Origin of the sequence: Ectopseudomonas alcaliphila, assembly GCF_900101755.1 — a bacterium.
In the GTDB taxonomy this organism is placed as follows: domain Bacteria; phylum Pseudomonadota; class Gammaproteobacteria; order Pseudomonadales; family Pseudomonadaceae; genus Aquipseudomonas; species Aquipseudomonas alcaliphila.
This window is the reverse complement of sequence record NZ_FNAE01000001.1, coordinates 1211517-1234115: the sequence shown is the minus strand read 5'-3', so window position 1 is coordinate 1234115 and position 22599 is coordinate 1211517. Positions and strand designations below refer to the sequence as shown.

The 22599-nt window shown below is 63.9% G+C and carries 20 protein-coding genes; 5 read left to right on the top strand and 15 right to left on the bottom strand.

The genetic code is table 11. The annotated features are described in order from the left end of the window. Positions 1 to 43: 43 nt before the first annotated feature. A complete protein-coding gene (locus BLR77_RS05950; protein WP_074675915.1) occupies positions 44 to 1216 on the top strand; it encodes an HD-GYP domain-containing protein in 1173 nt (390 codons plus the stop codon). Between the two features lie 105 nt (positions 1217 to 1321). Here the strand turns inward: BLR77_RS05950 and BLR77_RS05945 are convergent, their stop codons facing one another. The 6 genes from BLR77_RS05945 to BLR77_RS05920 form a co-directional block, all read right to left on the bottom strand. Then, positions 1322 to 2293: a peptide ABC transporter ATP-binding protein gene (locus tag BLR77_RS05945; RefSeq protein ID WP_074675914.1), complete on the bottom strand. Its 972-nt coding sequence runs from the start codon at positions 2291 to 2293 to the stop codon at positions 1322 to 1324. Continuing rightward, positions 2290 to 3267 carry an ABC transporter ATP-binding protein gene (locus BLR77_RS05940; RefSeq protein ID WP_074675913.1) on the bottom strand — a complete coding sequence of 326 codons (978 nt, stop codon included), beginning with the start codon at positions 3265 to 3267 and terminating at the stop codon, positions 2290 to 2292. The genes BLR77_RS05945 and BLR77_RS05940 overlap by 4 nt, the downstream gene beginning before the upstream one ends. Positions 3268 to 3408: 141 nt before the next feature. Beyond that, positions 3409 to 4311: an ABC transporter permease subunit gene (locus BLR77_RS05935; protein WP_074675912.1), complete on the bottom strand. Its 903-nt coding sequence runs from the start codon at positions 4309 to 4311 to the stop codon at positions 3409 to 3411. 117 nt (positions 4312 to 4428) lie between these two features. After that, a complete protein-coding gene (locus tag BLR77_RS05930; RefSeq protein ID WP_074675911.1) occupies positions 4429 to 5439 on the bottom strand; it encodes an ABC transporter permease subunit in 1011 nt (336 codons plus the stop codon). 162 nt (positions 5440 to 5601) lie between these two features. Beyond that, positions 5602 to 7191 (bottom strand): ABC transporter substrate-binding protein, encoded by a 1590-nt coding sequence (locus BLR77_RS05925; RefSeq protein WP_394328043.1) that lies wholly within the window; start codon positions 7189 to 7191, stop codon positions 5602 to 5604. A gap of 178 nt (positions 7192 to 7369) precedes the next feature. Beyond that, positions 7370 to 7936 (bottom strand): cupin domain-containing protein, encoded by a 567-nt coding sequence (locus BLR77_RS05920; RefSeq protein ID WP_074675909.1) that lies wholly within the window; start codon positions 7934 to 7936, stop codon positions 7370 to 7372. Between the two features lie 187 nt (positions 7937 to 8123). Between BLR77_RS05920 and BLR77_RS05915 the strand changes: the two genes are divergently transcribed. Further along, positions 8124 to 9353 (top strand): M24 family metallopeptidase, encoded by a 1230-nt coding sequence (locus BLR77_RS05915; protein WP_074675908.1) that lies wholly within the window; start codon positions 8124 to 8126, stop codon positions 9351 to 9353. A gap of 55 nt (positions 9354 to 9408) precedes the next feature. On the opposite strand, the gene BLR77_RS05910 is transcribed toward BLR77_RS05915, so the two are convergent. The 3 genes from BLR77_RS05910 to BLR77_RS05900 all read right to left on the bottom strand — a co-directional run bounded on the left by BLR77_RS05910 (position 9409) and on the right by BLR77_RS05900 (position 13733). Continuing rightward, entirely contained in the window at positions 9409 to 11004 is a 1596-nt protein-coding gene (locus BLR77_RS05910) for an ABC transporter substrate-binding protein (protein WP_074675907.1), read from the bottom strand. A 191-nt stretch (positions 11005 to 11195) separates the two neighbouring features. Beyond that, on the bottom strand, positions 11196 to 12794 hold the full coding sequence (locus BLR77_RS05905) for an ABC transporter substrate-binding protein (protein WP_074675906.1): 1599 nt from the start codon (positions 12792 to 12794) through the stop codon (positions 11196 to 11198). A 225-nt stretch (positions 12795 to 13019) separates the two neighbouring features. Then, a complete protein-coding gene (locus BLR77_RS05900; protein WP_074675905.1) occupies positions 13020 to 13733 on the bottom strand; it encodes an SIMPL domain-containing protein in 714 nt (237 codons plus the stop codon). A gap of 186 nt (positions 13734 to 13919) precedes the next feature. Between BLR77_RS05900 and BLR77_RS05895 the strand changes: the two genes are divergently transcribed. The 3 genes from BLR77_RS05895 (at position 13920) to BLR77_RS05885 (ending at position 16926) form a co-directional block, all read left to right on the top strand. Further along, positions 13920 to 15173, top strand: coding sequence for an ATP-binding protein (locus tag BLR77_RS05895; protein ID WP_074675904.1), 1254 nt, complete (start codon positions 13920 to 13922; stop codon positions 15171 to 15173). Between the two features lie 15 nt (positions 15174 to 15188). After that, positions 15189 to 15749, top strand: coding sequence for a response regulator transcription factor (locus BLR77_RS05890; protein ID WP_024306962.1), 561 nt, complete (start codon positions 15189 to 15191; stop codon positions 15747 to 15749). A gap of 235 nt (positions 15750 to 15984) precedes the next feature. Beyond that, positions 15985 to 16926 carry an AEC family transporter gene (locus BLR77_RS05885; RefSeq protein ID WP_074675903.1) on the top strand — a complete coding sequence of 314 codons (942 nt, stop codon included), beginning with the start codon at positions 15985 to 15987 and terminating at the stop codon, positions 16924 to 16926. Positions 16927 to 16982: 56 nt separating this feature from the next. On the opposite strand, the gene BLR77_RS05880 is transcribed toward BLR77_RS05885, so the two are convergent. The 6 genes from BLR77_RS05880 to gatC form a co-directional block, all read right to left on the bottom strand. Further along, entirely contained in the window at positions 16983 to 17366 is a 384-nt protein-coding gene (locus tag BLR77_RS05880) for a carboxymuconolactone decarboxylase family protein (RefSeq protein WP_074675902.1), read from the bottom strand. A gap of 2 nt (positions 17367 to 17368) precedes the next feature. Further along, positions 17369 to 18463, bottom strand: coding sequence for a calcium/sodium antiporter (locus BLR77_RS05875; protein WP_074675901.1), 1095 nt, complete (start codon positions 18461 to 18463; stop codon positions 17369 to 17371). A 91-nt stretch (positions 18464 to 18554) separates the two neighbouring features. After that, positions 18555 to 18974: a septal ring lytic transglycosylase RlpA family protein gene (locus BLR77_RS05870; protein ID WP_074675900.1), complete on the bottom strand. Its 420-nt coding sequence runs from the start codon at positions 18972 to 18974 to the stop codon at positions 18555 to 18557. Between the two features lie 69 nt (positions 18975 to 19043). After that, the gene (gene gatB, locus BLR77_RS05865) at positions 19044 to 20492 is read right to left on the bottom strand and encodes an Asp-tRNA(Asn)/Glu-tRNA(Gln) amidotransferase subunit GatB (protein WP_074675899.1); all 1449 of its coding nucleotides are present in this window, start codon (positions 20490 to 20492) and stop codon (positions 19044 to 19046) included. Between the two features lie 117 nt (positions 20493 to 20609). Continuing rightward, positions 20610 to 22061, bottom strand: a complete 1452-nt coding sequence (gatA, locus tag BLR77_RS05860) for an Asp-tRNA(Asn)/Glu-tRNA(Gln) amidotransferase subunit GatA (RefSeq protein ID WP_074675898.1) — start codon at positions 22059 to 22061, stop codon at positions 20610 to 20612. A 15-nt stretch (positions 22062 to 22076) separates the two neighbouring features. After that, entirely contained in the window at positions 22077 to 22364 is a 288-nt protein-coding gene (gatC, locus tag BLR77_RS05855) for an Asp-tRNA(Asn)/Glu-tRNA(Gln) amidotransferase subunit GatC (protein ID WP_074675897.1), read from the bottom strand. Between the last annotated feature and the right edge of the window lie 235 nt (positions 22365 to 22599).

Genomic DNA, 22599 nt, shown 5'->3' with positions numbered 1-22599 from the left:
AGCGCCTTTAATGATGGTTAGGCAGGTGCCAACGGAGATCACCATGCGCGGGATGCTCGATAGGCTGGAGCAGGAACTGATTCTGGTTGTGGACGATTCGGTCGACGCGCGCCAGCGGCTTGGCGCGCTGTTGGTCGACCGCTATCAGGTAAGGCTGGTTGCCAGCGAGGACGCGCTGCACGCCGCCAGAGCGCGGCCGCAGCCCGACCTGATTCTGCTGGGCTGGCAGGACGACTACGCACTCTGTCGCGCGCTCAGGAGTGATCCGCAAACCCGCTATATCCCGTTGATCCTGGTCACGGCCAGAAGCGATGCGGCCGACGAGCAAATGGGCTTCGACCACGGCGCCGCCGACTACATCACCAAACCGGTCAGCCCACCCATCGTGCTTGCGCGCGTGCGGGCGCAGCTGCAGCTCAAGGCGGCCACCGACTACCTGCGTGACAAGAGCGAGTATCTGGAGCTCGAGGTCAAGCGCCGCACACGCGATATCCAGAACCTGCAGGACGTCACCATCGAGGCCATGGCCAGCGTTGCAGTCATGCGCGACAACCCGAGCAGTCGTCGCCTGGAGCGTATCGAGCGCTACATGACCTGCCTGACCGCTGCGCTTGCGCGACAGCAGCCGGCCCTGTCGGAGTCTCTGAGCGAGGAGCGCATCGCCCAGTTGGGCAAGTCGGCCATGCTGCATGTGATCGGCCGGATGACCCTGCCGGATCGTGTGCTGCTCAGCCATGGCGAACCGGATGAAAATGACCTGCGCCTGTTGAGCGAGGGTGTGATCGCCGGGCGCGACGCGTTGGAACGGGCCGAGCGCAAGTTGGGCAGCGTCACCGACTTTCTGTCCGACGCCAAAGACATCGTCTACGGTCAGCATGAGCGTTGGGATGGCAAAGGCTATCCGCAGGGGCTGTTCGGCGAGCAGATTCCGCTTTCGGCGCGTCTGATGGCGCTGGTGGGCCACTTCGAAGAGCTGAGCTGTCGGCATCCTTACCTGCCGCCCATCAGCCCGCCGCAGGTGGTGGCGCAGATCAGCGCGGCCAGCGGCACGCGCTTCGACCCTATGGTGGTGCTGGCCTTCGTCGAAGCGACGACGGAGTTCCTGCATATCGCCGAAACCTTGGCCGATGACGCCGCTGCGGTCGGCGTAGAGCTGCAGCGGTTGGAGGACTCGCTGGCAGAAAGCATCGAGCTGACTCTGCCGCCGACGCCGTGACGCGTCGCCGGCTTGTGTAGGGTGCGCACCGCGGACAGCGAGGTGCTGGGTGCTTACAGCCTGACTACCCGCCACCGCCACACCCTGCAAGGCGCAGACAGCGCGCTAGTCGATGATCCGCTCCACATGGTGACAGGCCACCTGCCGTGCATCGATCAGGCGCAGCTCCGGGCGCTCGCTGCGGCAGCGTTCGTCGGCGTGCGGGCAGCGTTTGTGGAAGGCGCAGCCGGACGGCGGGTTCAGCGGATTGGGCAGCTCGCCGCTGATCTTCATCCGGGGCTTGTCCGGGTCTGGGCGAATCGCCGGTGTCGCCGACAGCAGGGCGCGGGTGTAGGGGTGCAGTGGGCGGCTGTAGAGCAATTCCGATGCGCCCATCTCTGCCGGGCGGCCGAGGTACATCACCAGCACGTCGTCGGCGACATGGCGCACCACCGCGAGGTTGTGCGAGATGAACACGTAGCCTGTGTCGAACTCTTCCTGCAGGTCCATGAACAGATTGAGTACCTGCGCCTGGATCGACACGTCCAGCGCCGAGGTCGGCTCGTCCGCCACCAGCACCTTGGGCTGCAGCATCATGGCGCGGGCCAGGGCGATGCGCTGGCGCTGGCCGCCGGAGAACATGTGCGGGTAGCGCTGGTAGTGCTCGGGGCGCAGCCCCACCTGCTGCATCATCGCCTGGACCCGCTCGCGGCGTTCGACGCGTGAGAGGTCGGTGTTGATCAGCAGCGGCTCGGCCAACTGATCGCCGACCTTCTGCCTGGGATTGAGCGAGGCATAGGGGTTCTGGAACACCATCTGTACGTCGCGGCGCAGCTGCTTGCGCTCGGCCTTGCTGGCGCCGGCTACCTCGCGCCCGGCGATCTGCAGGCTGCCTGCACTGGGCTCTTCGATCAGGGTCAGGGCGCGCGCCAGGGTGGACTTGCCGCAGCCGGATTCGCCAACCACCGCCAGCGTCCTGCCGGCCTGCAGGCTGAAGGACACGCCATTGAGCGCCTGCACCAAAGCCGCCGGCTTGAACAAGCCGCGGGAAACGCTGTAGTGACGGGTCAGCTCATGGGCTTGCAGTACGGTGCTCATCGGGCCACCTCCGCCGTTGGTACAAGAGGGAAAAAACAGCGCGCGGCGCCGCGCTCGTGTGCGTCCAGCGTTGGGCGCTCGTCGCGGCAGCGCGGCTGCACGTAGGGGCAGCGCGGTGACAGCAGGCAGCCCTGTGGGCGGTCATAACGGCCGGGCACGATACCGGGCAGGGTGGCCAGGCGGTGAGCGCCTGCGCTGTGTTCGGGGATCGCCTTGAGCAACGCTTCGGTGTACGGATGGCTGGGCGCATCGAACAGGGTCGGCACCTGGCCCAGCTCCACCGCTTGCCCGGCGTACATCACGCAGACGCGCTGGGCGGTTTCGGCCACCACCGCCAGGTCGTGGGTGATCAGCACCAGGGCCATGCCCTGGTCGCGTTGCAGATCCAGCAGCAGCTCCATGATCTGCGCCTGAATGGTCACGTCCAGGGCGGTGGTGGGTTCGTCGGCGATCAGCAGCTTGGGTTCGGCGGCAATCGCCATGGCGATCGCCACGCGCTGGCTCATGCCGCCGGAGAGCTGATGCGGGTAGGCATCGAGGCGACTGGCCGCGCCGGGTATCTCGACCCTTTCGAGCAGTTCGAGGGCGCGAGCGCGCGCCGCTTTGCCTTTAAGGCCGAGGTGCTGATGCAGCACTTCCTCGATCTGGAAACCCACGGTGTAGCTGGGGTTGAGGGCGGTCATCGGGTCCTGGAAGACCATGGCCAGGTCCTTGCCGACGATACGCCGACGCTGGCGCCCCTTCAGGCGCAGCATGTCGGTGTTGTCGAACTGCATGCAGTCGGCCTGGACGATGCCGGGCGAGTCGATCAGGCCCATCAGCGCCATCATGGTCACCGACTTGCCGGAGCCGGATTCGCCGACGATGGCCAGTACCTCGCCTTTGTCCACGCTGAGGTCGAGCCCGTCGACCACCGGTACGGCGTCGGCCGCGCCGAAGCGTACCGAGAGGTTACGGATATCCAGCAGGCTCATCGGGCGCCCTCCGTGTGTAGGGAGGACGACGCTTCTCCCGTCCACCGCCGTGCGTTGATGGTGGATGAAAAGAGCGTCATCCACCCTACGCAGCTGTGGTGCGCCATGCGCACCGAGATCATCTTGTGCATATGGGCTTCCTCAGATGGCGTTCTTCAGTTTCGGGTCGAGGGCGTCGCGCAGGCCGTCACCCATCAGGTTGATCGCCAGCACGCTGAGCAGAATCGCCAGGCCAGGCAGGGTCACCACCCACCAGGCGCGTTCGATATAGTCGCGCGCCGACGCCAGCATGGTGCCCCACTCGGGCGTCGGCGGCTGTACGCCGAGGCCGAGAAAGCCCAGCGCGGCGGCATCGAGAATCGCCGAGGAAAAACTCAGGGTGGCCTGCACGATCAGCGGCGCCATGCAGTTGGGCAGCACGGTGACGAACATCAGCCGTGGCAGGCTGGCGCCGGCCAGTTGCGCAGCGGTGACGTAGTCGCGGTTCAGCTCGCCCATCACTGCTGCGCGGGTCAGGCGCACGTAGGACGGCAGCGAGACGATGGCGATGGCGAAGATGGTGTTGATCAGCCCTGGGCCGAGGATGGCGACGATGGCCACCGCCAGCAGCAGCGATGGCAGCGCCAGCATGATGTCCATCAGGCGCATGATGCCGGGGCCAAGCAGACGCGGGAAAAATCCGGCGACCAGGCCCAGCAGGATGCCGGGAATCAGCGACAGCACCACCGACGCTAGGCCGATCAGTAGCGACAGGCGTGCGCCGTGGATCAGGCGCGAGAGCAGGTCGCGGCCCAGTTCGTCGGTGCCGAGCAGGAAGCGCCACTGACCACCGTCCAGCCATACCGGCGGGGTGAGCAGGAAGTCGCGGTACTGTTCGCTGGGATGATGCGGCGCGACCCAGGGCGCGAACAGCGCGCAGAACACCATCAGCAGCATGAAGCCGAGGCCACAGACGGCGCCCTTGTTGTGGCTGAAGGATTGCCAGAACTCCTTCAGCGGCGAAGGGTAGAGCAGGCTCTGGTCGAGGCTGGTGGAGGTGCTCATGGGTGTACCTCGCCTAGGGTGGATGACGTTTTTTTCATCCACCGTGAAGAGGCAGCGGTGGACGGGTGAAGCGTCGTCCACCCTAAGTAATCTTTATGGTTCTTCATCGCGCCGTCCCTATTTCTGATGGCGAATACGTGGATTGGCCAGGCCATAGAGGATGTCCACGGTGAAGTTGACCAGGATCACCAGGCAGGCGATCAGCAGGATGCCGTTCTGCACCACCGGGTAGTCGCGCGCGCCGATCGATTCGATCAGCCATTTGCCGATGCCCGGCCAGGAGAAGATGGTTTCGGTCAGCACTGCGCCGGCCAGCAGGGCGCCGACCTGCAAGCCGAACACCGTCAGCACCGGGATCAGCGCGTTGCGCAGGCCGTGCACGAATACCACGCGCGTCGGCGACAGACCCTTGGCCCGTGCGGTGCGGATGTAATCCTCGCGCAGCACTTCGAGCATGGCCGAGCGGGTCATGCGCGCGATCACCGCCAGGGGAATGGTGCCGAGCACGATGGCGGGCAGGATCAGGTGGCGCAGGGCGTTGACGAAGGCGCCAGGCTCGTCGCTGAGCAGGGTGTCGATCAGCATGAATCCGGTGACGGGCGGGATGTCGTAGAGCAGGTCGATGCGCCCGGACACCGGCGTCCAGCCCAGGCCCACCGAAAAGAACATGATCAGCAGCAGGCCCCACCAGAAAATCGGCATCGAATAGCCGGTCAGCGAGATACCCATCACGCCATGATCGAACAGCGAGCCGCGCTTGAGTGCGGCGATGACTCCGGCGATCACCCCCAATGTGCCGGCGAACAGCAAGGCGGCCAATGCCAGTTCGACGGTGGCGGGAAACAGGGTGAGAAACTCGCTCCACACGCTTTCGCGCGAGCGCAGCGATTCGCCCAGGTTGCCGCTGGCGAGCTGGCCGATGTAGTCGAAGTACTGCGCATACAGCGGCTTGTTCAGCCCCAGGCGCTCCATGGCCTGAGCATGCATTTCCGGATCGACGCGGCGTTCGCCCATCATCACCTCCACCGGGTCACCGGGGATCAGACGGATCAGCGCGAAGGTCAGCAGGGTGACGCCGAAAAAGGTGGGGATCAGCAAGCCTAAGCGGCGTGCAATGAAGCTCAGCATGGCGGTGGGTAACTCCTAATCAGAACGGTATCGAGCAGCCTGGAATTCTGGCGATTCCTTCGCGCAGGTTGCAGGTTAGCTGTTCGATCACGACATGACCCGGGCGTTTGCCCGGGGCGTCGTTCGAGGGCGGACGCACAATGGCGGTCGCGCAACGGGCTGTCAGTTGTTGCTGACACCGATGAAGCTGTTGCGCCCGAAGGGACTGATCTGGAAGCCTTTGACGCTGCTGCGCATCGGTTGGTAGACCGTGGAGTGAGCGATCGGCGTGATCGGCACTTCGCGCTTGAGAACGACCTGCGCCTGACGATACAGCTCGCTGCGTTGTTCCTGTTCGGTCACGCGCTTGGCGGCGACCACCAGCTTGTCGTATTCGGCGTCGCACCACTTGGAGAAGTTGTTGCCGTCTACCGAGGCGCAGCCGTACAGGGTGCCGAGCCAGTTGTCCGGGTCACCGTTGTCGCCGGTCCAGCCGATCAGCATGGCGTCGTGTTCACCGGCATGGGCGCGCTTGATGTACTCGCCCCACTCGTAACTGACGATGCGCGCCTTGATACCGATCTTGGCCCAGTCGTTTTGCAGCATCTCGGCCATCAGTCGCGCATTGGGGTTGTAGGGCCGCTGCACAGGCATGGCCCACAGGGTGATCTCGGTGCCTTCTTTCACGCCGGCGGCCTTGAGCAGCTCCTTGGCTTTCTCCGGATCGTAGGTGGCATCTTTGATCGACTCGTCATAGGACCACTGGGTCGGTGGCATGCCGTTCACCGCCAGTTGGCCGGCGCCCTGGTACACGGCGTCGATGATGGCCGCCTTGTTCACCGCCATGTCCAGCGCCTGACGCACTTCGCGCTTGTCGAACGGTGCGCGGGTGACGTTGTAGGCGATGTAGCCGACGTTGTAGCCAGGCTCGGTCGGTACGTTGAGGTTGCTGTCGGCCTGCAGACCCTGGAGATCGGCAGGGCGCGGGTTGAGGGTGACGTGGCATTCACCGGCGCGCAGCTTCTGTGCGCGCACCGAGGCGTCGGTATTGATGGAGAAGATCAGGTTGTCGATCTTCACCTGCTCGGGCGCCCAGTATTGGGTGTTGCCCTTGAAGCGGATCACCGCGTCCTTCTGGTAGCGGCTGAACACGAACGGGCCGGTGCCGATGGGCTTCTGGTTGATCTCGGCGGCCTTGCCCGCCTTGAGCAGCTGGTCGGCATATTCGGCCGAGTGTATCGCGGCAAAGCTCATCGCCAGGTTCTGTACGAAGGCGGCGTCGACGGCATTGAGGGTGAAGACCACGGTCATGTCGTCGGTCTTCTCGACGCTGGCGATGTTCTTGTCCAGGCCCATGTCGGTGAAGTAGGGGAACTCGCTGGGGTAGGCCTGGCGGAACGGGTGGTTGCGATCGAGCATGCGCTGATAGGTGAACAGCACATCGTCGGCGTTGAAGTCGCGAGTCGGCTTGAAGTAGTCGGTGGTGTGGAACTTGACCCCTTCGCGCAAGTGGAAGGTGTAGGTCAGGCCGTCTTCGCTGATGTCCCAGGAGGTGGCCAGAGACGGTTGCGCCTTGGTACCGCCGCGCTCGAACTCGGCCAGGCGGTTGAACATGGTTTCCGAGGCCGCATCGAAGTCGGTGCCGGTGGTGTACTGGCCGGGATCGAAACCACCCGGGCTGCCTTCGGAGCAATACACCAGGTTGCTGGCGTGGGCGAACGAAGCGCTGGTGAACAGTCCTGCGGTGAGCAGGGCCTTGCACAGGGGAGACATACGCATGCGAACCTCTTTTTTCTTTTTGTTCGCGCCTCGGTGCAGCGCGAGCTCGGTATGCGGTGAAGGCGGGTAGCCCACCGGGTCGGGCTCGAGATTAAGTCATGCTGAAATTGCGGTCAACAAAAATTAAGCAGCACTAACATTGCGCATATTCGCCCTGAATTGGGGCAAAAAATCACTCGCTGGCGGGGTGATCGCCGAAAAGCGCCATGGTGGTCATGGTCAGTACTTCGGCCGGCGCATCGGCGGTATTGGCCAGTCGATGCAGCTTGCCGGCATCGAAATGCACCGAGTCGCCGGGGCCCAGGGGATAGTCGCGGCCTTCGATGGTGTAGACGATCTGCCCGCTGAGTACGTAGGAGAATTCCACACCCTCATGCGCGATCAGTTCCGACTGATAGCCCACCGGAATGTTCATCTTCACCGCGTTGATCGAGTTACCGGGAAATGAGCTGGACAGGCGCTCGTAGGCCAGTAACTGGCCGCCTACGGTGTAGCGCACCCGTTCGTTGACGTGAGAATCCGGTTGCGCCTGGCTGGGCTGGTCGAACAGCACGTTGAGCGGCACATCGAGTGACTTGGCGATGCTCGCCAACGACGATAGCGATACGCCGGTCAGGTTGCGTTCTGCCTGGGACAGGAAACTGGCGGTCAGGCCGGCGTCTGCCGCTACCTGATTGAGGGTCTTGCCGGCGGCCCGCCGGTAGCGGCGCAAGCGTTCGCCAATGCGATCTGCGGTCATGGAGGTGGCTCGCTGTTCGGGTCAGCGCAGTATACCCATGAGGGGCAGGGACTCCAGCCTGATGCCGGGTCGCTTTTTAAGTCCTGCTGAAAAAAACTTTGACCGAAATTTAAGTTGCACTTAAATTTTGCCGCAGCAAATTGCCCGGTGACGATGTTCGTCGTGGGCGCCAGACGAGGATGCGCAGATGACACTGGGAGTGGGCGGCAGCACGCCGGAGCAGGCCTTGGCGCGCCTGCAGAACATGATGGCCGGCGCGGAGCCGATCAGCGAGGCGGAATATCAGGCACGCATCGCCCGCGCTCAGGCGTTGATGCGCGAGCAGGACATCGCCGCGCTGTTTCTTGCTGCTGGCAGCAACCTGCAGTACTTCACCGGCGTGCAGTGGCATGCCAGCGAACGCATGGTTGGGGCGATTCTGCCGGCCAGTGGCGCACTGGAGTATCTGGCGCCGGCGTTCGAGGAAGGCACGGTGCGCGACTTTCAGGTGGTGCCCGGCGTGATCAATACCTGGCAGGAGCACGAAAGTCCCTATGCGCTGCTTCTGGATTGCCTGAAGCGCCTGGAAATATTGCCCAATGATGGTGCGCAGCCAAAGGTAGGTCTTTGTTCTTCCTTGCCTTTTTTCATGTTCGAAGGCATCCGCCAACTGACCGACGGTTATCGCTTCGTCGATGCCGGCGGCATCACCACGGCCTGCCGCCAGTGTAAATCGCCCGCCGAAATCGCGCTGATGCAGCGTGCCAAGGACATGACCCTGGAAGTACACAAGGCGGCTGCGAGCATCCTCCATGAAGGTATCAGCACCACCGAAGTTGCCGAGTTCATCCACCAGGCGCACCGCCGTGTCGGTGCGCCTGGCTCGGTCTTCTGCATCGTGCTGTTCGGTGCTGCCAGCGCCTTTCCGCATGGGGTCAAGCATGCGCAGCGGCTCAAGGACGGTGACATGGTGCTGATCGACACCGGCTGCAAGGTGCACAGTTACCTGTCGGACATCACCCGCAGCTACGTTTTCGGCACGCCCAGCGCGCGTCAGCGCGAATTCTGGGGCAAGGAGAAAGCCGCTCAGCAGGCGGCATTCGAGGCCGCCACCCTGGGAGCGCCCTGTTCGTCGGTGGACGCGGCGGCTCGGCGTAGCCTGGAGGCGGCAGGGCTTGGGCCTGGTTATGCCTTACCGGGCTTGCCGCACCGTACCGGTCATGGCATCGGCCTGGACATTCACGAGGGGCCTTACCTGGTCGGCGGCGATGACACCCCGCTGGCCGAGGGCATGTGCTTCAGCAACGAGCCGATGATCTGTGTGCCGGGCGAGTTCGGCATCCGTCTTGAGGATCATTTCTACATGACCGCCGACGGCCCGCGCTGGTTTACCCAGCCCAGTCATTCGGTGGACGACCCCTTCGGTCTGGGCGCCTAACCGCGCCCAAGTCTGACTCGGACGCCCTGTCCATCAGGGATCGAACCATGGTCGTTCATGGCACGTTCACCCTGGAATAGTTGTTCGAGCCCATCGGGCTGAGCACGAAGCCTTCGACACCCTTGCGCAGCGCTGCGAACTGCTTGGGGTGGGCGAGGGCGATCCACGGCGCCTGCTCATGGAAGATCGCCAGTGCCTGGCGATACAGCGCGGCGCGTTTGTTCTGCTCGGGCTCGCGGCGCGCCTGGGCGATGAGCGTATCGAAGGCCTTGTCGCACCAGCCCGCCTGGTTCTCGCCGCTCTCGGCCGCCGCGCAGGAGAGGTTGGGGGTGAGGAAGTTGTCCGGGTCGCCGTTGTCGCCGGCCCAGCCCATGAACACCAGGTCGTGCTCGCCGTTCTTGGCCCGCTTGATCAGCTCGCCCCACTCGAACACGCGAATGTCGCTGCGAATGCCGATGGCGGCTAGATCGGCCTGCAGCATCTGCGCGCCGATACCGGGGTTGGGGTTGGTCGGCCCACCACCGGGGCGGGTCCAGATCGACAGGGCGAAGCCATCGGCGTGACCGGCTTCGGCCAGTAGTTGGCGGGCCCGCTCGGGATCGTGCGGCCAGTCCGTGAGCGCCGGATCATGACCCCAGAGCGTCGCCGGGTAGGGCGCCACGGCCGGCGTGGCGTTGCCTTCGCCATATTGGGCGCGAATGTAGGCGGCCTTGTCGAATGCCAGGTTCAACGCCTGGCGCACGCGTACATCGTCCAGCGGCGGGTGACGGGTGTTGATGCCGATATAGGCGGTCAGCAGCGAGTCCAGCTCCATTACCTGCAGTTTCGAGTCGGCCTTCAGAGCTGGGATGTCCACCGGGCGCGGGTAGAGGGCGATCTGACAGTCGCCGGCCTTGAGCCGTTGCTGGCGTACGTTGGGCTCGGGGGTGATGGCCAGTATCAGGCGCTCGACCTTCGGCGCCCCATCCCAGTAATCCGGGTTGCCGCGAAAGCGTACCTGGGCGTCCTTGGCATAACGCTCGAAAACGAAGGGGCCGGTACCGATGGGGGCGTTGTTCAGGCGTTCGGGTTTGTTCGTTGCGAGCAGATGCTCGGCATACTCGGCCGAGTAGATCGAGGCGAAGCCCATGGCCAGGTTGGCCAGGAAGGGCGCCTCCGGATGCTTTAGAACGAAGCGCACGCGATGCTCGTCGAGCTTTTCGATGCGCTCGATCAGGTGCGCCAGGCCCATGGCCTCGGCGTAGGGGAAGCCGCGCAGCGACAGCTGATGCCAGGAATGCGCCGGGTCCAGCTGGCGCTGGAAGCTCCACAGCACGTCGTCGGCGTTGAATGTGCGGCTTGGCGTGAAATCCTTGTTGGCGTGGAACTTCACTCCCTCGCGCAGGGTGAAGGTATAGCTCAGGCCGTCATCGCTGATCTCCCAGCTCTGCGCCAGCGCAGGGACTATTTCGGTGCTACCGGGGGCGAAGGCCACCAGACGCTCGAACAGGGTTTCCGCCGTGGCGTCGGCGGTGGTGGCTGCGGTGTATTGAACGATATCGAACCCTTCCGGGCTGGCTTCGCTGCAGACCACCAGGCTGGCTGCCTGGGCCTGAACTGCGAGTAGCGCGGCCAACAGCAGGCCGCCGCGCGGGAAAAGCAGGGCTGACATGGCAACTCCTTGGTGGATAGGGCGGCGCGTGTCATCGCGCGACCTCGCATGCAGCGGTTGGCTTTCGTAGGGTGCGCCGCGCGCACCAGGTTTGGTTACCTGTACACGCGGTGCGTACGGCCTAGGCGGCCCCGCGACACCCTACGGTCCCCACAACACCGAGACAGCCCGTCAACGAGCGCCGCGCGCCCTCACTTGCCGATACTTACACCATAGAACGAGTTGATGCCGAACGGGCTGATGCGGAAGTCCTGCACTTCCTTGCGCATCGGCTGGTACACGGTGGAGTGGGCCAGCGGGGTGATCGGCACCTCACGCTTGAGGATCACCTGCGCCTGTTTGTACAGCTCGGTGCGTTCGGCCACGTCGGTGGTGCGCTTGGCGGCCTTGACCAGTTTGTCGTAGTCCTCGAAGCACCATTTGGAGAAGTTGTTGCCGTCGACCGCGTCGCAGCCGTAGAGGGTGCCGAGCCAGTTGTCCGGGTCACCGTTGTCGCCGCTCCAGCCAATCAGCATGGCGTCGTGTTCGCCGGCCTTGGCGCGCTTGAGGTACTCGCCCCACTCGTAGCTGACGATACGCGCCTTGATGCCGATCTTGGCCCAGTCGGCCTGCAGCATTTCGGCGATCTGTCTGGCGTTGGGGTTGTATGGGCGCTGCACCGGCATGGCCCACAAGGTGATCTCGGTGCCTTCCTTGACGCCGGCGGCCTTGAGCAGCTCCTTGGCTTTCTCCGGGTCGAAGGCCGGGTCCTTGATGTCTTCGTTATACGACCACTGGGTCGGTGGCATGCCGTTGACTGCCAGCTGTCCGGCATTCTGGTAAACAGCGTCGAGAATCGCCTGCTTGTTTACCGCCATGTCCAGCGCCTGGCGCACTTCCAGCTTGTCGAATGGCGGGTGGGTGACGTTGTAGGCGATGTAGCCGACGTTGAAACCGGCCTGCTCGGGCATCTGCAACTTGGCGTCCTGCTGCAGCGAGGCGATGTCGGCCGGGCGCGGGAACAGGGTGACGTGGCATTCGCCGGCACGCAGTTTCTGCATGCGCACCGATGAGTCGGTGTTGATGGCGAAGATCAGGTTGTCGATCTTCACGTCATCGGGCTTCCAATAATCCTGATTGCCCTTGTAGCGGATCACCGCATCCTTCTGGTAGCGGCTGAACACGAAGGGGCCAGTGCCGACGGGTTTCTGATTGATGTCGGCGGCCTTGCCCGCTTTGAGCAACTGGTCGGCGTACTCGGCGGACTGGATCGAGGCGAAGCTCATCGCCAGGTTCTGCACGAAGGCGGCGTCCACTTCGTTGAGGGTGAAGCGCAGGGTCATGTCATCGAGTTTCTCCAACTTGGCGATGTTGCTGTCCATGCCCATGTCGGTGAAATAGGGGAACTCGGTGGGGTACGCCTTGCGGAACGGGTGATCCTTGTCGAGCATGCGGCCGAAGGTGAACAGCACGTCGTCGGCGTTGAACTCTCGGCTGGGCTTGAAGTATTCGGTGGTGTGTAATTTCACCCCGGGGCGCAGCTTGAAGGTGTATGTCAGCCCGTCATCGGACACTTCCCAGCTTTCGGCCAGGCCGGGCTCGACCTTGGTGCCGCCGCGCTCGAACTGGGTCAGGCGGTTGAAGATGGTTTCCGCTGCGGCGTCGAAATCGGTGCCGGTGGTGTATAGGCCTGGGTCGAAACCGGCAGGGCTGCCTTCGGAACAGAACACCAGGTTGGCGGCGCTGGCGAGGGGAGCGCTGGCGATCAGCCCAGCGGTAAGTAAAGCCTGGAGAACGGCGTTCTTGCGCATCTTGACCTCATCGTTGTTGTGGTTGTGGTCCTTGAGGAGCCTCTTGTGGAGACCACCGCCGAAACTATGCAGGCCTTGTGCCCGAGGCAAGGGGGACGCCGCGCGGGAAATGGTTAGCGCTACAGCGGTGTAATTTGCTGTCGCATTTATGAAATTTTTGCGGGGAAAAGATGGCGAAACGCCGTTATCTGGCGATAACGGCGCTGCTTTGTTGCGGAGCGTGGTTCAGGGCATCTGCACTTCGATGACGCCGTCGGCGCTGACAGTGACCTGGCTGGTGCCGGCTTCGATTTGCGGTGTGGGCGCTGCGTCCATCATCGCCATGCCCTTGGCTTCGAAGTTGCGCATGGGCATCGGCGGCTGGAAGCCGCCAGTGTTGAGGCTCAGGCTGACCAGTTTGTAGCCCTTGCCGCCGAGCGCTTCGGTGGCCAGTTGCGCACGTGCCTTGAAGGCGTTGACGGCGTCCTTGAGCATGGCGTCTTCGCGAGTCTTGCGGGTGTCGCTGGCTATGCTGAAGTCCATGCCGGCCATTTTCATCGATTGCAGCAACTCGCCGGTCAGGGCGGAAAGCCGGGCGAAGTCGGCGCTTTCCAGGCGTACTTCGGCGCGCTCGCGCCAGGCGGTGATCTTCTGGCCCTTGTCGTCATACACCGGGTAGCTGTGGCGGCTGCCAAGCTTGACCGCCACGCCCTTGACCTGGCGCACCTGCTCCAGCGTCTTGTTGAGGGTGGTGGTGATCTCGGCGGCCAGCTTGGCCGGGTCGCTGTGCTGCGCTTCGGTATAAAGGGTGACGTGCATCAGGTCGTGTGCCACTTCCTGGTTGACCTCGGCGCGCAGGGCGATCTGGTTGTAGCGCGCCTCGGCGGCCAGCAGGCCGGTGCTGGCCAGGCTGGCGGCAGTGAGGGCGAGGGCGGTGGCGATACGGGTCATGGTGCGCATGGTGCGGTTCCTTTTTCGATGGCCTTGTGGCCGTTTCCCGAGGTTAGACGGAGGCGAGTCGCGATCCGGGTTAATGCCGATTCTATTTTTTTCATTCTGGGCGTCGGTGAGGTGTGCGTCCGGTTGCCGCAGCGGCGGAAGGCCGCGCCAGGCTTGGTTATACTCGGCGCAACCAATGGAGTCGCCATGCTCGAACCCGTGCAACTACTCTCCGCCAGTCGCCAGAATCTCTGGCGTCTGACCCTTATCCGTATTCTGGTGCTGGCCGCTCAGGCTGGCTCGGTCGGTCTCGCCTACAAGTCGGGCATGCTACCGCTACCCTGGTTGCAATTATCGGTCACCCTTGGCGTTTCTCTGCTGTTGTGCCTGGGTACGGCCGTGCGCCTGCGTGGCCCCTGGCCGGTGACCGAGGTTGAGTACGCCGTGCAGCTGGGCTGCGACCTGATCATCCACAGCGTGCTGCTGTATTACTCGGGCGGCTCGACCAACCCCTTCGTTTCCTATTATCTGGTGCCGCTGACCATCGCTGCGGCAACGCTGCCGTGGATGTTCACCATCGTCCTGGCCGGCCTGGCCTTGGCCGGCTATACGCTGCTGCTGGTGTGGACCCATCCGCTCGAGTTGCCGGCGGCGCGTGAGAGTCTGCTGGTTTATGGCATGTGGCTGAGTTTTGCTCTCTCTGCCGCGCTGATCACCTTCTTCGTTGCCAAGATGGCCGAGGAGTTGCGCCGCCAGGACGAGCTGCGCGCCGAGCGCCGCGAGGAAAGCCTGCGTGACCAGCAGCTGCTGGCCGTGGCCACTCAGGCCGCTGGCGCCGCCCATGAACTGGGTACGCCGCTGGGCACCATGAGCGTGCTGCTCAAGGAGCTGCGCCAGGAGTACCGCGACAAGCCGGCGCTGCAGGACGACCTGGCCCTGCTGCAGGAGCAGGTCAAACTGTGCAAGTACACCCTGCAGCAGTTGGTGCGCGCCGCCGAGAACGATCGGCGTCAGGCGGTGGTGGAGCAGTCCTGCGTCGAATGGCTGGAAACGACCCTGAATCGCTGGCACCTGATGCGCCCCGAGGCCAGCTATCGCTATCAGTGCCTGGGCCGTGGCACGCCACCGCGCATCATGCCGCCGGCCGATCTCACCCAGGCGCTGCTCAACCTGCTCAACAACGCCGCCGACGCCTGCCCGGACAAGCTCGATATCCGTCTGGACTGGGACCACCAGTGGCTGCGCCTGAGCATCCGCGACCACGGGGCGGGTGTGCCGCTGGCCATCGCCGAGCAGCTCGGGCGACCGTTCTTCACCACCAAGGGCAAGGGTTTCGGTCTGGGGCTGTTCCTCAGCCAGGCCAGTGTGACGCGTGCCGGTGGCACGGTTAAGTTGTATAACCATGAAGAAGGCGGCACCCTCACCGAATTGAAGTTGCCGCGAGCCTATGGCGTGGCCTGACAAGGAAAACCCAGCATGAGCGAAGAATCCCTGTTCGAAGGCGAAGAGCAGCCCCATCTGCTGCTGGTCGACGACGACCCCACCTTTACCCGCGTCATGGCGCGCGCCATGAGCCGCCGTGGTCTGCGCGTGTCCACCGCCTCCAGCGCTGAAGAAGGCCTGGCCCTGGCCAAGGACGACCTGCCGGATTACGCCGTGGTCGACCTGAAGATGGAAGGCGACTCCGGCCTGGTGCTGCTGCCCAAGCTGCTGGAACTGGACGCCGAGATGCGCGTGGTGATCCTCACCGGCTATTCGAGCATCGCCACCGCCGTCGAGGCGATCAAGCGTGGTGCGGCCAACTACCTGTGCAAGCCGGCCGATGCCGACGACGTGCTCACCGCACTGCTTTCCGAACACGCCGACCTCGACAGCTTGGTGCCGGAAAATCCGATGTCGGTGGACCGCCTGCAGTGGGAACACATCCAGCGCGTGCTGGCCGAGCATGAAGGCAACATCTCCGCCACTGCCCGTGCCCTGGGCATGCACCGCCGCACGCTGCAGCGCAAGTTGCAGAAACGCCCGGTTCGCCGCTGAGCCCTCCGTAGCCTGGATACAATCCGGGGACTGTGCCGTAGGGTGGGCCGGGCGGCGATCCGCTTTAGCCTACCAGCGGTGCTCAGCGTGGGCTAAAGCCCACCCTACAGCTGCGCGGCTTTTGCCGATGGTCGAAGAATGCTCTGGCCCACCCTACAACTGCGCGGCTTTTGCCCGTGGCAGATAAATGCTTAGCCAGCTAACATAGGTCGTCAGACAACCTGCTGGTGTCGTCATGCTCGCCGTCGCTGCACAAACCCTCGCCATTACCGCTCCCGTGTTCGCCATGCTGTTTCTCGGCGTGGCGCTCAAGCGCCTGCGCTGGATCGATGCGCCCTTCATCGATACCGCTTCGAGCCTGGTGTTTCGCGGCACCATGCCGACCCTGCTGTTTCTCGGCGTGGTCAAGGCTGACCTGGATGCGGCCATGCAGCCGCAATTGCTGAGCTACTTCTTTCTCGCCACTACCGCGTCGTTCTTCGTCGCCTGGGCCTGGGCGATCTGGCGCGTGCCGTTCGAGGATCGCGGCATCTACACCCAGGGTGCCTTCCGCGGCAACAACGGCATCGTCGGCCTGGCGCTGGCCACCAGCATGTACGGTGACTATGGGTTGTCGGTCGGCTCGTTGCTCGCCGCGCTGGTGATCCTTTGCTACAACGCGCTCTCGGCGGTGGTCCTGGCCATCTACAGCCCGGGCGTGAAACCCGGCGCCAAGGCCATCGTGCGCAGCATCGTGACCAATCCGATGATCATTGGCGTGCTGTTGGCGGTACCGATTGCCTACTGGAAAATACCCCTGCCGCAGTGGTTCATGACCTCGGCCGAGTACTTCGCGCAGATGACCCTGCCGCTGGCGCTGATCTGTATTGGCGGCACCCTGAGTCTGGCGTCGTTGCGCCGCAGCAGCGGCACGGCCATCGGTTCGGGCATGATGAAGATGGTCTGGCTGCCGCTGCTGAGTACCTCAGGCGCCTGGCTGCTGGGCTTTCGCGGGGCGGATCTGGCGATCCTGTTTCTGTATTTCGCCAGCCCGACGGCGGCGGCCAGCTTCGTCATGGCCCGCGCGGTGGGCGCCAACCATGAGCTGGCGGCAGCCATCATCGTCATCACCACCCTGGCGGCGGTGGTCACCACCAATATCGGTCTGCTGTTGCTGCAGTGGGGTGGCTGGATCTAGTGCGTTCTGCAGGAACCGATTTGCCGGCGATTGGCGGGTCGCCGGCAAGCCACCTCCTACGCGGCGCTGTTCTGGTACTCGTCGATCACTTCCTGCGCGGCGCGGAAGGCATCGATGCTGGCCGGCACGCCGGCATACACCGCGCAGTGCAGCAGGGTTTCGCGGATTTCCTCCACCGTGCAGCCGTTGTTCAGCGCGCCGCGCACGTGGCCTTTGAGTTCCTGCGGGCATTTCAGCGCGGTCAACGCGGCCAGGGTGATCAGGCTGCGGGTCGCGCGCGGCAGGCCGCTGCGCGTCCATACACCGCCCCAGGCATGTTCGTTGACGAAGTCCTGCAGTGGCTGGGTGAACTCCGTGGCATTACCCAGGGCGCGGTCGACGAAAGCGTCGCCCATCACCTCACGGCGTACCTGCAGACCGCGGTCGTGGTTGTCGCTCATGTTCAGATACCCGCCTTGCGATGGTTGCGCCAGGAGCGCCCAGTGATGATCACCAGGGTGATGGCGGTCAGCGGCAGCACGTAGCCGAGCATGGCGTCGCCGAAGGTCTGGGCGAAGGGGCGGCCGGTGGCGAACAGCACCAGGTAACCGGTGTAGGCCAGGTAATAGGCGAGGAACAACGCGCCCTCCCAGCGATTGATGCGATAGCCGGTGAAGAAGATCGGCAGGCAGGCCACGGCGACGGCGATCATCACCGGGAAGTCGAAGGCCAGGGCATTGGACGCGACCGCGATGGTCGCCGGCGCCACCAGCGAGGCCAGGCCCAGCACCATCAGCAAATTGAAGATGTTGCTGCCGACGATATTGCCCACGGCGATGTCGCGCTCGCCCTTGAAGGCGGCGATGATCGAGGTGGCCAGTTCCGGCAGCGAAGTACCGATGGCGATCACCGTCAGGCCGATCACCAGCTCCGACAGACCGAGGGCACGCGCCAGGGTTACGGCACCTTCCACCAGGAAATTCGAACCCAGTACCAGCAGCGCCAGGCCGACGATGATCAGCCCGAGATTGATGGCCCAGGCGTAGGGCTTGGGCGCCTCGTCGAGGCCGAATTCCTTGGCGAATTCGTCATCGTCGCCGCCCTTGTCCTTGCGCGCGTTGTAGATCAGGAAGCCGGTATAGGCCAGTACTGCGCCAAACAGCAGGGCGCCGTCGAGGCGACTCAGCGCGCCGTCCCAGGCCAGGGCATAAACCACCAGGCTGGCGCCGATCATGATCGGCACGTCGAGGCGGATCAGTTGGCGCGAGACGATCAGCGGTGCCACCAGGGCGGTCAGGCCGAGAATCAGCAATACGTTGGCGATGTTGCTGCCGATCACGTTGCCGATGGCCAGATCGCCGCTGCCGTTGAAGGCCGATTGCACGCTGACCGCCGTTTCCGGCGCGCTGGTGCCGAAGGCCACCACGGTGAGGCCAATCACCAGTGGCGGAATGCCGAACTGGGCGGCCAGCTTGGCGGCGCCGCGCACCAGCACTTCGGCGCCGGCGACCAGCAGCACCAGGCCGGCGATCAGGTAGACATAGGTCATCAGGGTCATTGCAGAGTAGCTCCGGAAAAAGTGCGGCTAGTGTAGCGATGGCGTTATTGGCCGCTAGATGCGCCAGAAAGATTTTGTTGCCAATTGTTGGTCAGTCCAGTGCCTCGACCCGTACCGGCACCACGCCTGCACGCAGCATGTCCAGGCGCACGGCCGCGGCACGTGAAACGTCGATCACGCGGCCGCGTACGAAGGGCCCACGATCATTGATGCGCAATACGACGCTGCGTTCATTGTTCAGGTTGGTCACCCGCACTCGCGTACCGAAGGGCAGGGTGCGATGCGCGGCGGTCAGGGCGTTCTGGTCGAAGCGTTCACCGCTGGCGGTGCGCTGGCCGTGGTGGCGATCACCATAGTAGGACGCCTTGCCGGTTTCGCTACCGCCTGCGCCGCCGAAGGTGGAACAGCCGCCGAGCAAGGCAAGTGCGCCGAGTAATGCGAAGGTGCGTAGCCCGGATGTAATCCGGGGCAATGAAGGTTCCCGGATTGCATCCGGGCTACGGATCGTCATCTGTTCTTTCTCCATGAAAAAACGCCGGGGGAACCCGGCGTTTTTCAGTATCAAGCGAAACGGCCTGGCTCAGCCTTCGAGCTTCTTCTTCAGCAGTTCGTTCACTTGCCCCGGGTTGGCCTTGCCCTTGGAGGCTTTCATGGCCTGGCCGACGAAGAAGCCGAACATCTTGCCGCGCTTGGCTTCGTCGCTGGCGCGGTATTGCTCGACCTGCTCGGCGTTGGCAGCCAGCACTTCGTCGAGCATGGCTTCGATGGCGCCGGAGTCGGTGACCTGCTTGAGGCCCTTGTTCTCGATGATCTCGTCAGCGCTGGCGCCTTCACCGGCGGCCAGGGACTCGAAGACCATCTTGGCGATCTTGCCGCTGATGGTGTTGTCCTTGATGCGCAGAATCATGCCGCCCAGCTGCTCGGCGGACACTGGCGACTGCTCGATCTCCAGGCCTTCCTTGTTGAGCAGGCTGGACAGCTCGCCCATCACCCAGTTGGCCGCCAGTTTGGCGTCGCCACACACGGCATTGACTGCCTCGAAGTAGTCGGCCAGTTCGCGGCTCGCGGACAGGACGCTGGCGTCGTAGGTGGACAGGCCGAACTGGCTCTCGAAACGCTCACGCTTCTGCGGCGGCAGTTCGGGCAGGCCCGCGCGCAGTTCATCGAGGAAGCTGCGCTCGATCACCACCGGCAGCAGATCCGGGCAGGGGAAGTAACGGTAGTCGTTGGCTTCTTCCTTGCTGCGCATGGCTTTGGTTATGTCTTTATTGGGGTCATAAAGGCGGGTCTCCTGCACCACCTTGCCGCCGTCCTCGATCAGCTCGATCTGGCGCTGCACTTCATGGTTGATGGCTTTTTCGATGAAGCGGAACGAGTTGACGTTCTTGATCTCGGCGCGGGTGCCGAACTCGGCCTGGCCTTTCGGGCGTACCGACACGTTGCAGTCGCAGCGCAGCGAGCCTTCGGCCATGTTGCCGTCGCAGATGCCTAGGTAACGCACCAGGGCGTGGATGGCCTTCACATAGGCCACGGCTTCCTTGGCCGAGCGGATGTCCGGCTCGGAGACGATCTCCAGTAGCGGCGTGCCGGCACGGTTGAGGTCGATGCCGCTCATGCCGTGGAAGTCTTCGTGCAGGCTCTTGCCGGCGTCCTCTTCCAGGTGTGCGCGGGTGATGCCGATGCGCTTGACGGTGCCGTCTTCCAGGGTGATGTCGAGGAAGCCCTTGCCGACGATGGGTTGGTCCATCTGGCTGGTCTGATAGCCCTTCGGTAGGTCCGGGTAGAAGTAGTTCTTGCGCGCGAAGACGTTACGTTCGGCGATCTCGGCGTCGATCGCCAGGCCGAACTGGCAGGCCATGCGCACGGCTTCGGCGTTGAGCACCGGCAGGGTGCCGGGCATGCCGAGGTCGACCAGGCTGGCCTGGGTGTTGGGCTCGGCGCCAAAGGTAGTGGCGCTGGCCGAGAAAATCTTCGACTGGGTGCTGAGCTGAGCGTGGATCTCGAGCCCGATGACGGTTTCCCATTGCATCTTTAGTGTTCCTCGAATGCGTTGCAAATGGCTGCAGCCTCTCGATCCGTAGGAGCCCGCTTGCGGGCGATCCATTCATCGCCCGCAAGCGGGCTCCTACAGGGGCCGGCCTTTGCCTCAGAAGCCCTTGGGTGCTTGTTTGTGCCAGTCGCTGACCTGTTGGTACTGGTGCGCGACATTGAGCAGACGACCTTCCTGGAAGTAGTTGCCGAGCAGCTGCACGCCCACCGGCAGACCATCGACGAAGCCGGCCGGCATCGACAGGCCGGGAATGCCGGCCAGGTTGGCGGTGATGGTGTAGATGTCTTCCAGATAGGCGGACACCGGGTCGGCGTTCTTCTCGCCAAGCTTCCAGGCCAGGTTCGGCGTGGTCGGGCCGAGGATCACGTCGACGTCCTTGAAGGCAGCGACGAAGTCGTTCTTGATCAGCCTGCGAATCTGCTGGGCCTTGATGTAGTAGGCGTCGTAGTACCCGGCGGACAGCGCGTAGGTGCCGACCATGATGCGGCGTTTGACCTCGGCGCCAAAGCCTTCGCCACGCGAGCGCTTGTACAGGTCCTGCAGGTCCTTCGGGTTCTCGCAGCGGTAGCCGAAGCGCACACCGTCGAAACGCGACAGGTTGGAGCTGGCCTCGGCCGGTGCGATCACGTAGTAGGCGGGAATCGCGTGCTGCATGTTGGGCAGCGAGATTTCCTTGACGGTGGCGCCGAGCTTTTTCAGCTCCTCGACCACGGCCATGATCTTCTCGCCGATGCGCGCGTCGAGGCCGGCGCCGAAGTATTCCTTGGGCAGGCCGATACGCAGGCCGGCCAGTGGTTGCGCGAGGGCGGCGAGGTAGTCATCGACTGGCTGGTCGACGCTGGTGGAGTCCTTGGCGTCGAAACCGGCCATGGCGCCGAGCAGCAGTGCACAGTCCTCGGCGGTGCGAGCCAGCGGGCCGCCCTGATCGAGGCTGGAGGCGTAGGCGATCATGCCCCAACGCGAAACACGGCCGTAGGTGGGTTTGATCCCGGTGAGGTTGGTCAGCGCCGCCGGCTGGCGGATCGAGCCGCCGGTGTCGGTGCCGGTGGCGGCCGGCAGCAGGCGTGCAGCAACGGCTGCCGCCGAGCCACCCGAGGAGCCGCCTGGTACGCGGGTCAGGTCCCAGGGGTTCTTCACCGGGCCGTAGTGGCTGGATTCGTTGGCCGAGCCCATGGCGAATTCGTCCATGTTCAGCTTGCCCAGGGTGACGGTACCGGCGGCCTTGAGTTTCTCCACCACGGTGGCGTCATAGGGCGCCTTGAAGCCGGTGAGGATCTTCGAGCCGCAGGAGGTCAGTACGCCATTGGTGCAGAACAGGTCCTTGTGGGCGATCGGCGCGCCGAGCAGCGGGCTGTTTTCGCCAGCAGCGCGACGTGCGTCAGCGGCCTTGGCCTGTTCGATGGCGAGGTCTTCGGTGACGGTGATGAAGCTGTTGAGCTGCGGGTCGAGCTGGGCGATACGCGCCAGCAGGCTGCAGCTCAGTTCTTCGGCGGAGAATTGCTTGTCGGCGAGGCCGCGGGCGATCTCGGCCAGGGTCAGTTGATGCATGTCGAGCCCTTTCCTTTATTCGATGACTTTCGGCACGAGGTACAGGCCGCTTTCCACGGCCGGGGCGATCGCCTGGTAAACGTCGCGCTGGTTGCTCTCGTTGACCACGTCGGCGCGCAGGCGCTGGGTGGCTTCCAGCGGGTGGGCCAGGGGTTCGATACCCTGGGTGTCGACGGCCTGCATCTGGTCGATCAGACCGAGAATACTGTTCAGGGTCTCGGTGGTTTGCGGAATATCGCCTTCGTTCAGACCCAGGCGGGCCAGGTGGGCGATTTTTTCCACCTCGGAGCGTTCAAGCGCCATCGGGGGTTCTCCAGTGGAAGTAAGACAGAGAGGGCATCGGTGATGCGGCTGCAGGGAACGGATGTCGCGAGCCAGCGGTCAAAGGCCGCGATGTGCAGCTACAAGGCCCGGAAAAACAGGCAATCTACCATATTGCCGCCTTGCTCAAAATCCCTGCCGTTGTTAGAGTTTGCCGCACTTTTTACCTGCGCGTTTTCCGCGCCTGGCCTTCACCCACGCGTTGCCTAGGGTCCCT

Excerpts from the sequence above, each read along its gene's own strand:
- BLR77_RS05910 (WP_074675907.1), bottom strand. The coding sequence starts at position 11,004 with ATGTCAGCCCTGCTTTTCCCGCGCGGCGGCCTGCTGTTGGCCGCGCTA.
- BLR77_RS05870 (WP_074675900.1), bottom strand. The coding sequence starts at position 18,974 with ATGACGATCCGTAGCCCGGATGCAATCCGGGAACCTTCATTGCCCCGG.
- BLR77_RS05890 (WP_024306962.1), top strand. The coding sequence starts at position 15,189 with ATGAGCGAAGAATCCCTGTTCGAAGGCGAAGAGCAGCCCCATCTGCTG.
- BLR77_RS05880 (WP_074675902.1), bottom strand. The coding sequence starts at position 17,366 with ATGAGCGACAACCACGACCGCGGTCTGCAGGTACGCCGTGAGGTGATG.
- BLR77_RS05935 (WP_074675912.1), bottom strand. The coding sequence starts at position 4,311 with ATGAGCACCTCCACCAGCCTCGACCAGAGCCTGCTCTACCCTTCGCCG.
- BLR77_RS05930 (WP_074675911.1), bottom strand. The coding sequence starts at position 5,439 with ATGCTGAGCTTCATTGCACGCCGCTTAGGCTTGCTGATCCCCACCTTT.
- gatA (WP_074675898.1), bottom strand. The coding sequence starts at position 22,061 with ATGCATCAACTGACCCTGGCCGAGATCGCCCGCGGCCTCGCCGACAAG.
- BLR77_RS05900 (WP_074675905.1), bottom strand. The coding sequence starts at position 13,733 with ATGCGCACCATGACCCGTATCGCCACCGCCCTCGCCCTCACTGCCGCC.
- gatC (WP_074675897.1), bottom strand. The coding sequence starts at position 22,364 with ATGGCGCTTGAACGCTCCGAGGTGGAAAAAATCGCCCACCTGGCCCGC.
- BLR77_RS05920 (WP_074675909.1), bottom strand. The coding sequence starts at position 7,936 with ATGACCGCAGATCGCATTGGCGAACGCTTGCGCCGCTACCGGCGGGCC.
- BLR77_RS05925 (WP_394328043.1), bottom strand. The coding sequence starts at position 7,191 with ATGTCTCCCCTGTGCAAGGCCCTGCTCACCGCAGGACTGTTCACCAGC.
- BLR77_RS05945 (WP_074675914.1), bottom strand. The coding sequence starts at position 2,293 with ATGAGCACCGTACTGCAAGCCCATGAGCTGACCCGTCACTACAGCGTT.
- BLR77_RS05905 (WP_074675906.1), bottom strand. The coding sequence starts at position 12,794 with ATGCGCAAGAACGCCGTTCTCCAGGCTTTACTTACCGCTGGGCTGATC.
- BLR77_RS05875 (WP_074675901.1), bottom strand. The coding sequence starts at position 18,463 with ATGACCCTGATGACCTATGTCTACCTGATCGCCGGCCTGGTGCTGCTG.
- BLR77_RS05895 (WP_074675904.1), top strand. The coding sequence starts at position 13,920 with ATGCTCGAACCCGTGCAACTACTCTCCGCCAGTCGCCAGAATCTCTGG.
- BLR77_RS05940 (WP_074675913.1), bottom strand. The coding sequence starts at position 3,267 with ATGAGCCTGCTGGATATCCGTAACCTCTCGGTACGCTTCGGCGCGGCC.
- BLR77_RS05915 (WP_074675908.1), top strand. The coding sequence starts at position 8,124 with ATGACACTGGGAGTGGGCGGCAGCACGCCGGAGCAGGCCTTGGCGCGC.
- BLR77_RS05950 (WP_074675915.1), top strand. The coding sequence starts at position 44 with ATGCGCGGGATGCTCGATAGGCTGGAGCAGGAACTGATTCTGGTTGTG.
- gatB (WP_074675899.1), bottom strand. The coding sequence starts at position 20,492 with ATGCAATGGGAAACCGTCATCGGGCTCGAGATCCACGCTCAGCTCAGC.
- BLR77_RS05885 (WP_074675903.1), top strand. The coding sequence starts at position 15,985 with ATGCTCGCCGTCGCTGCACAAACCCTCGCCATTACCGCTCCCGTGTTC.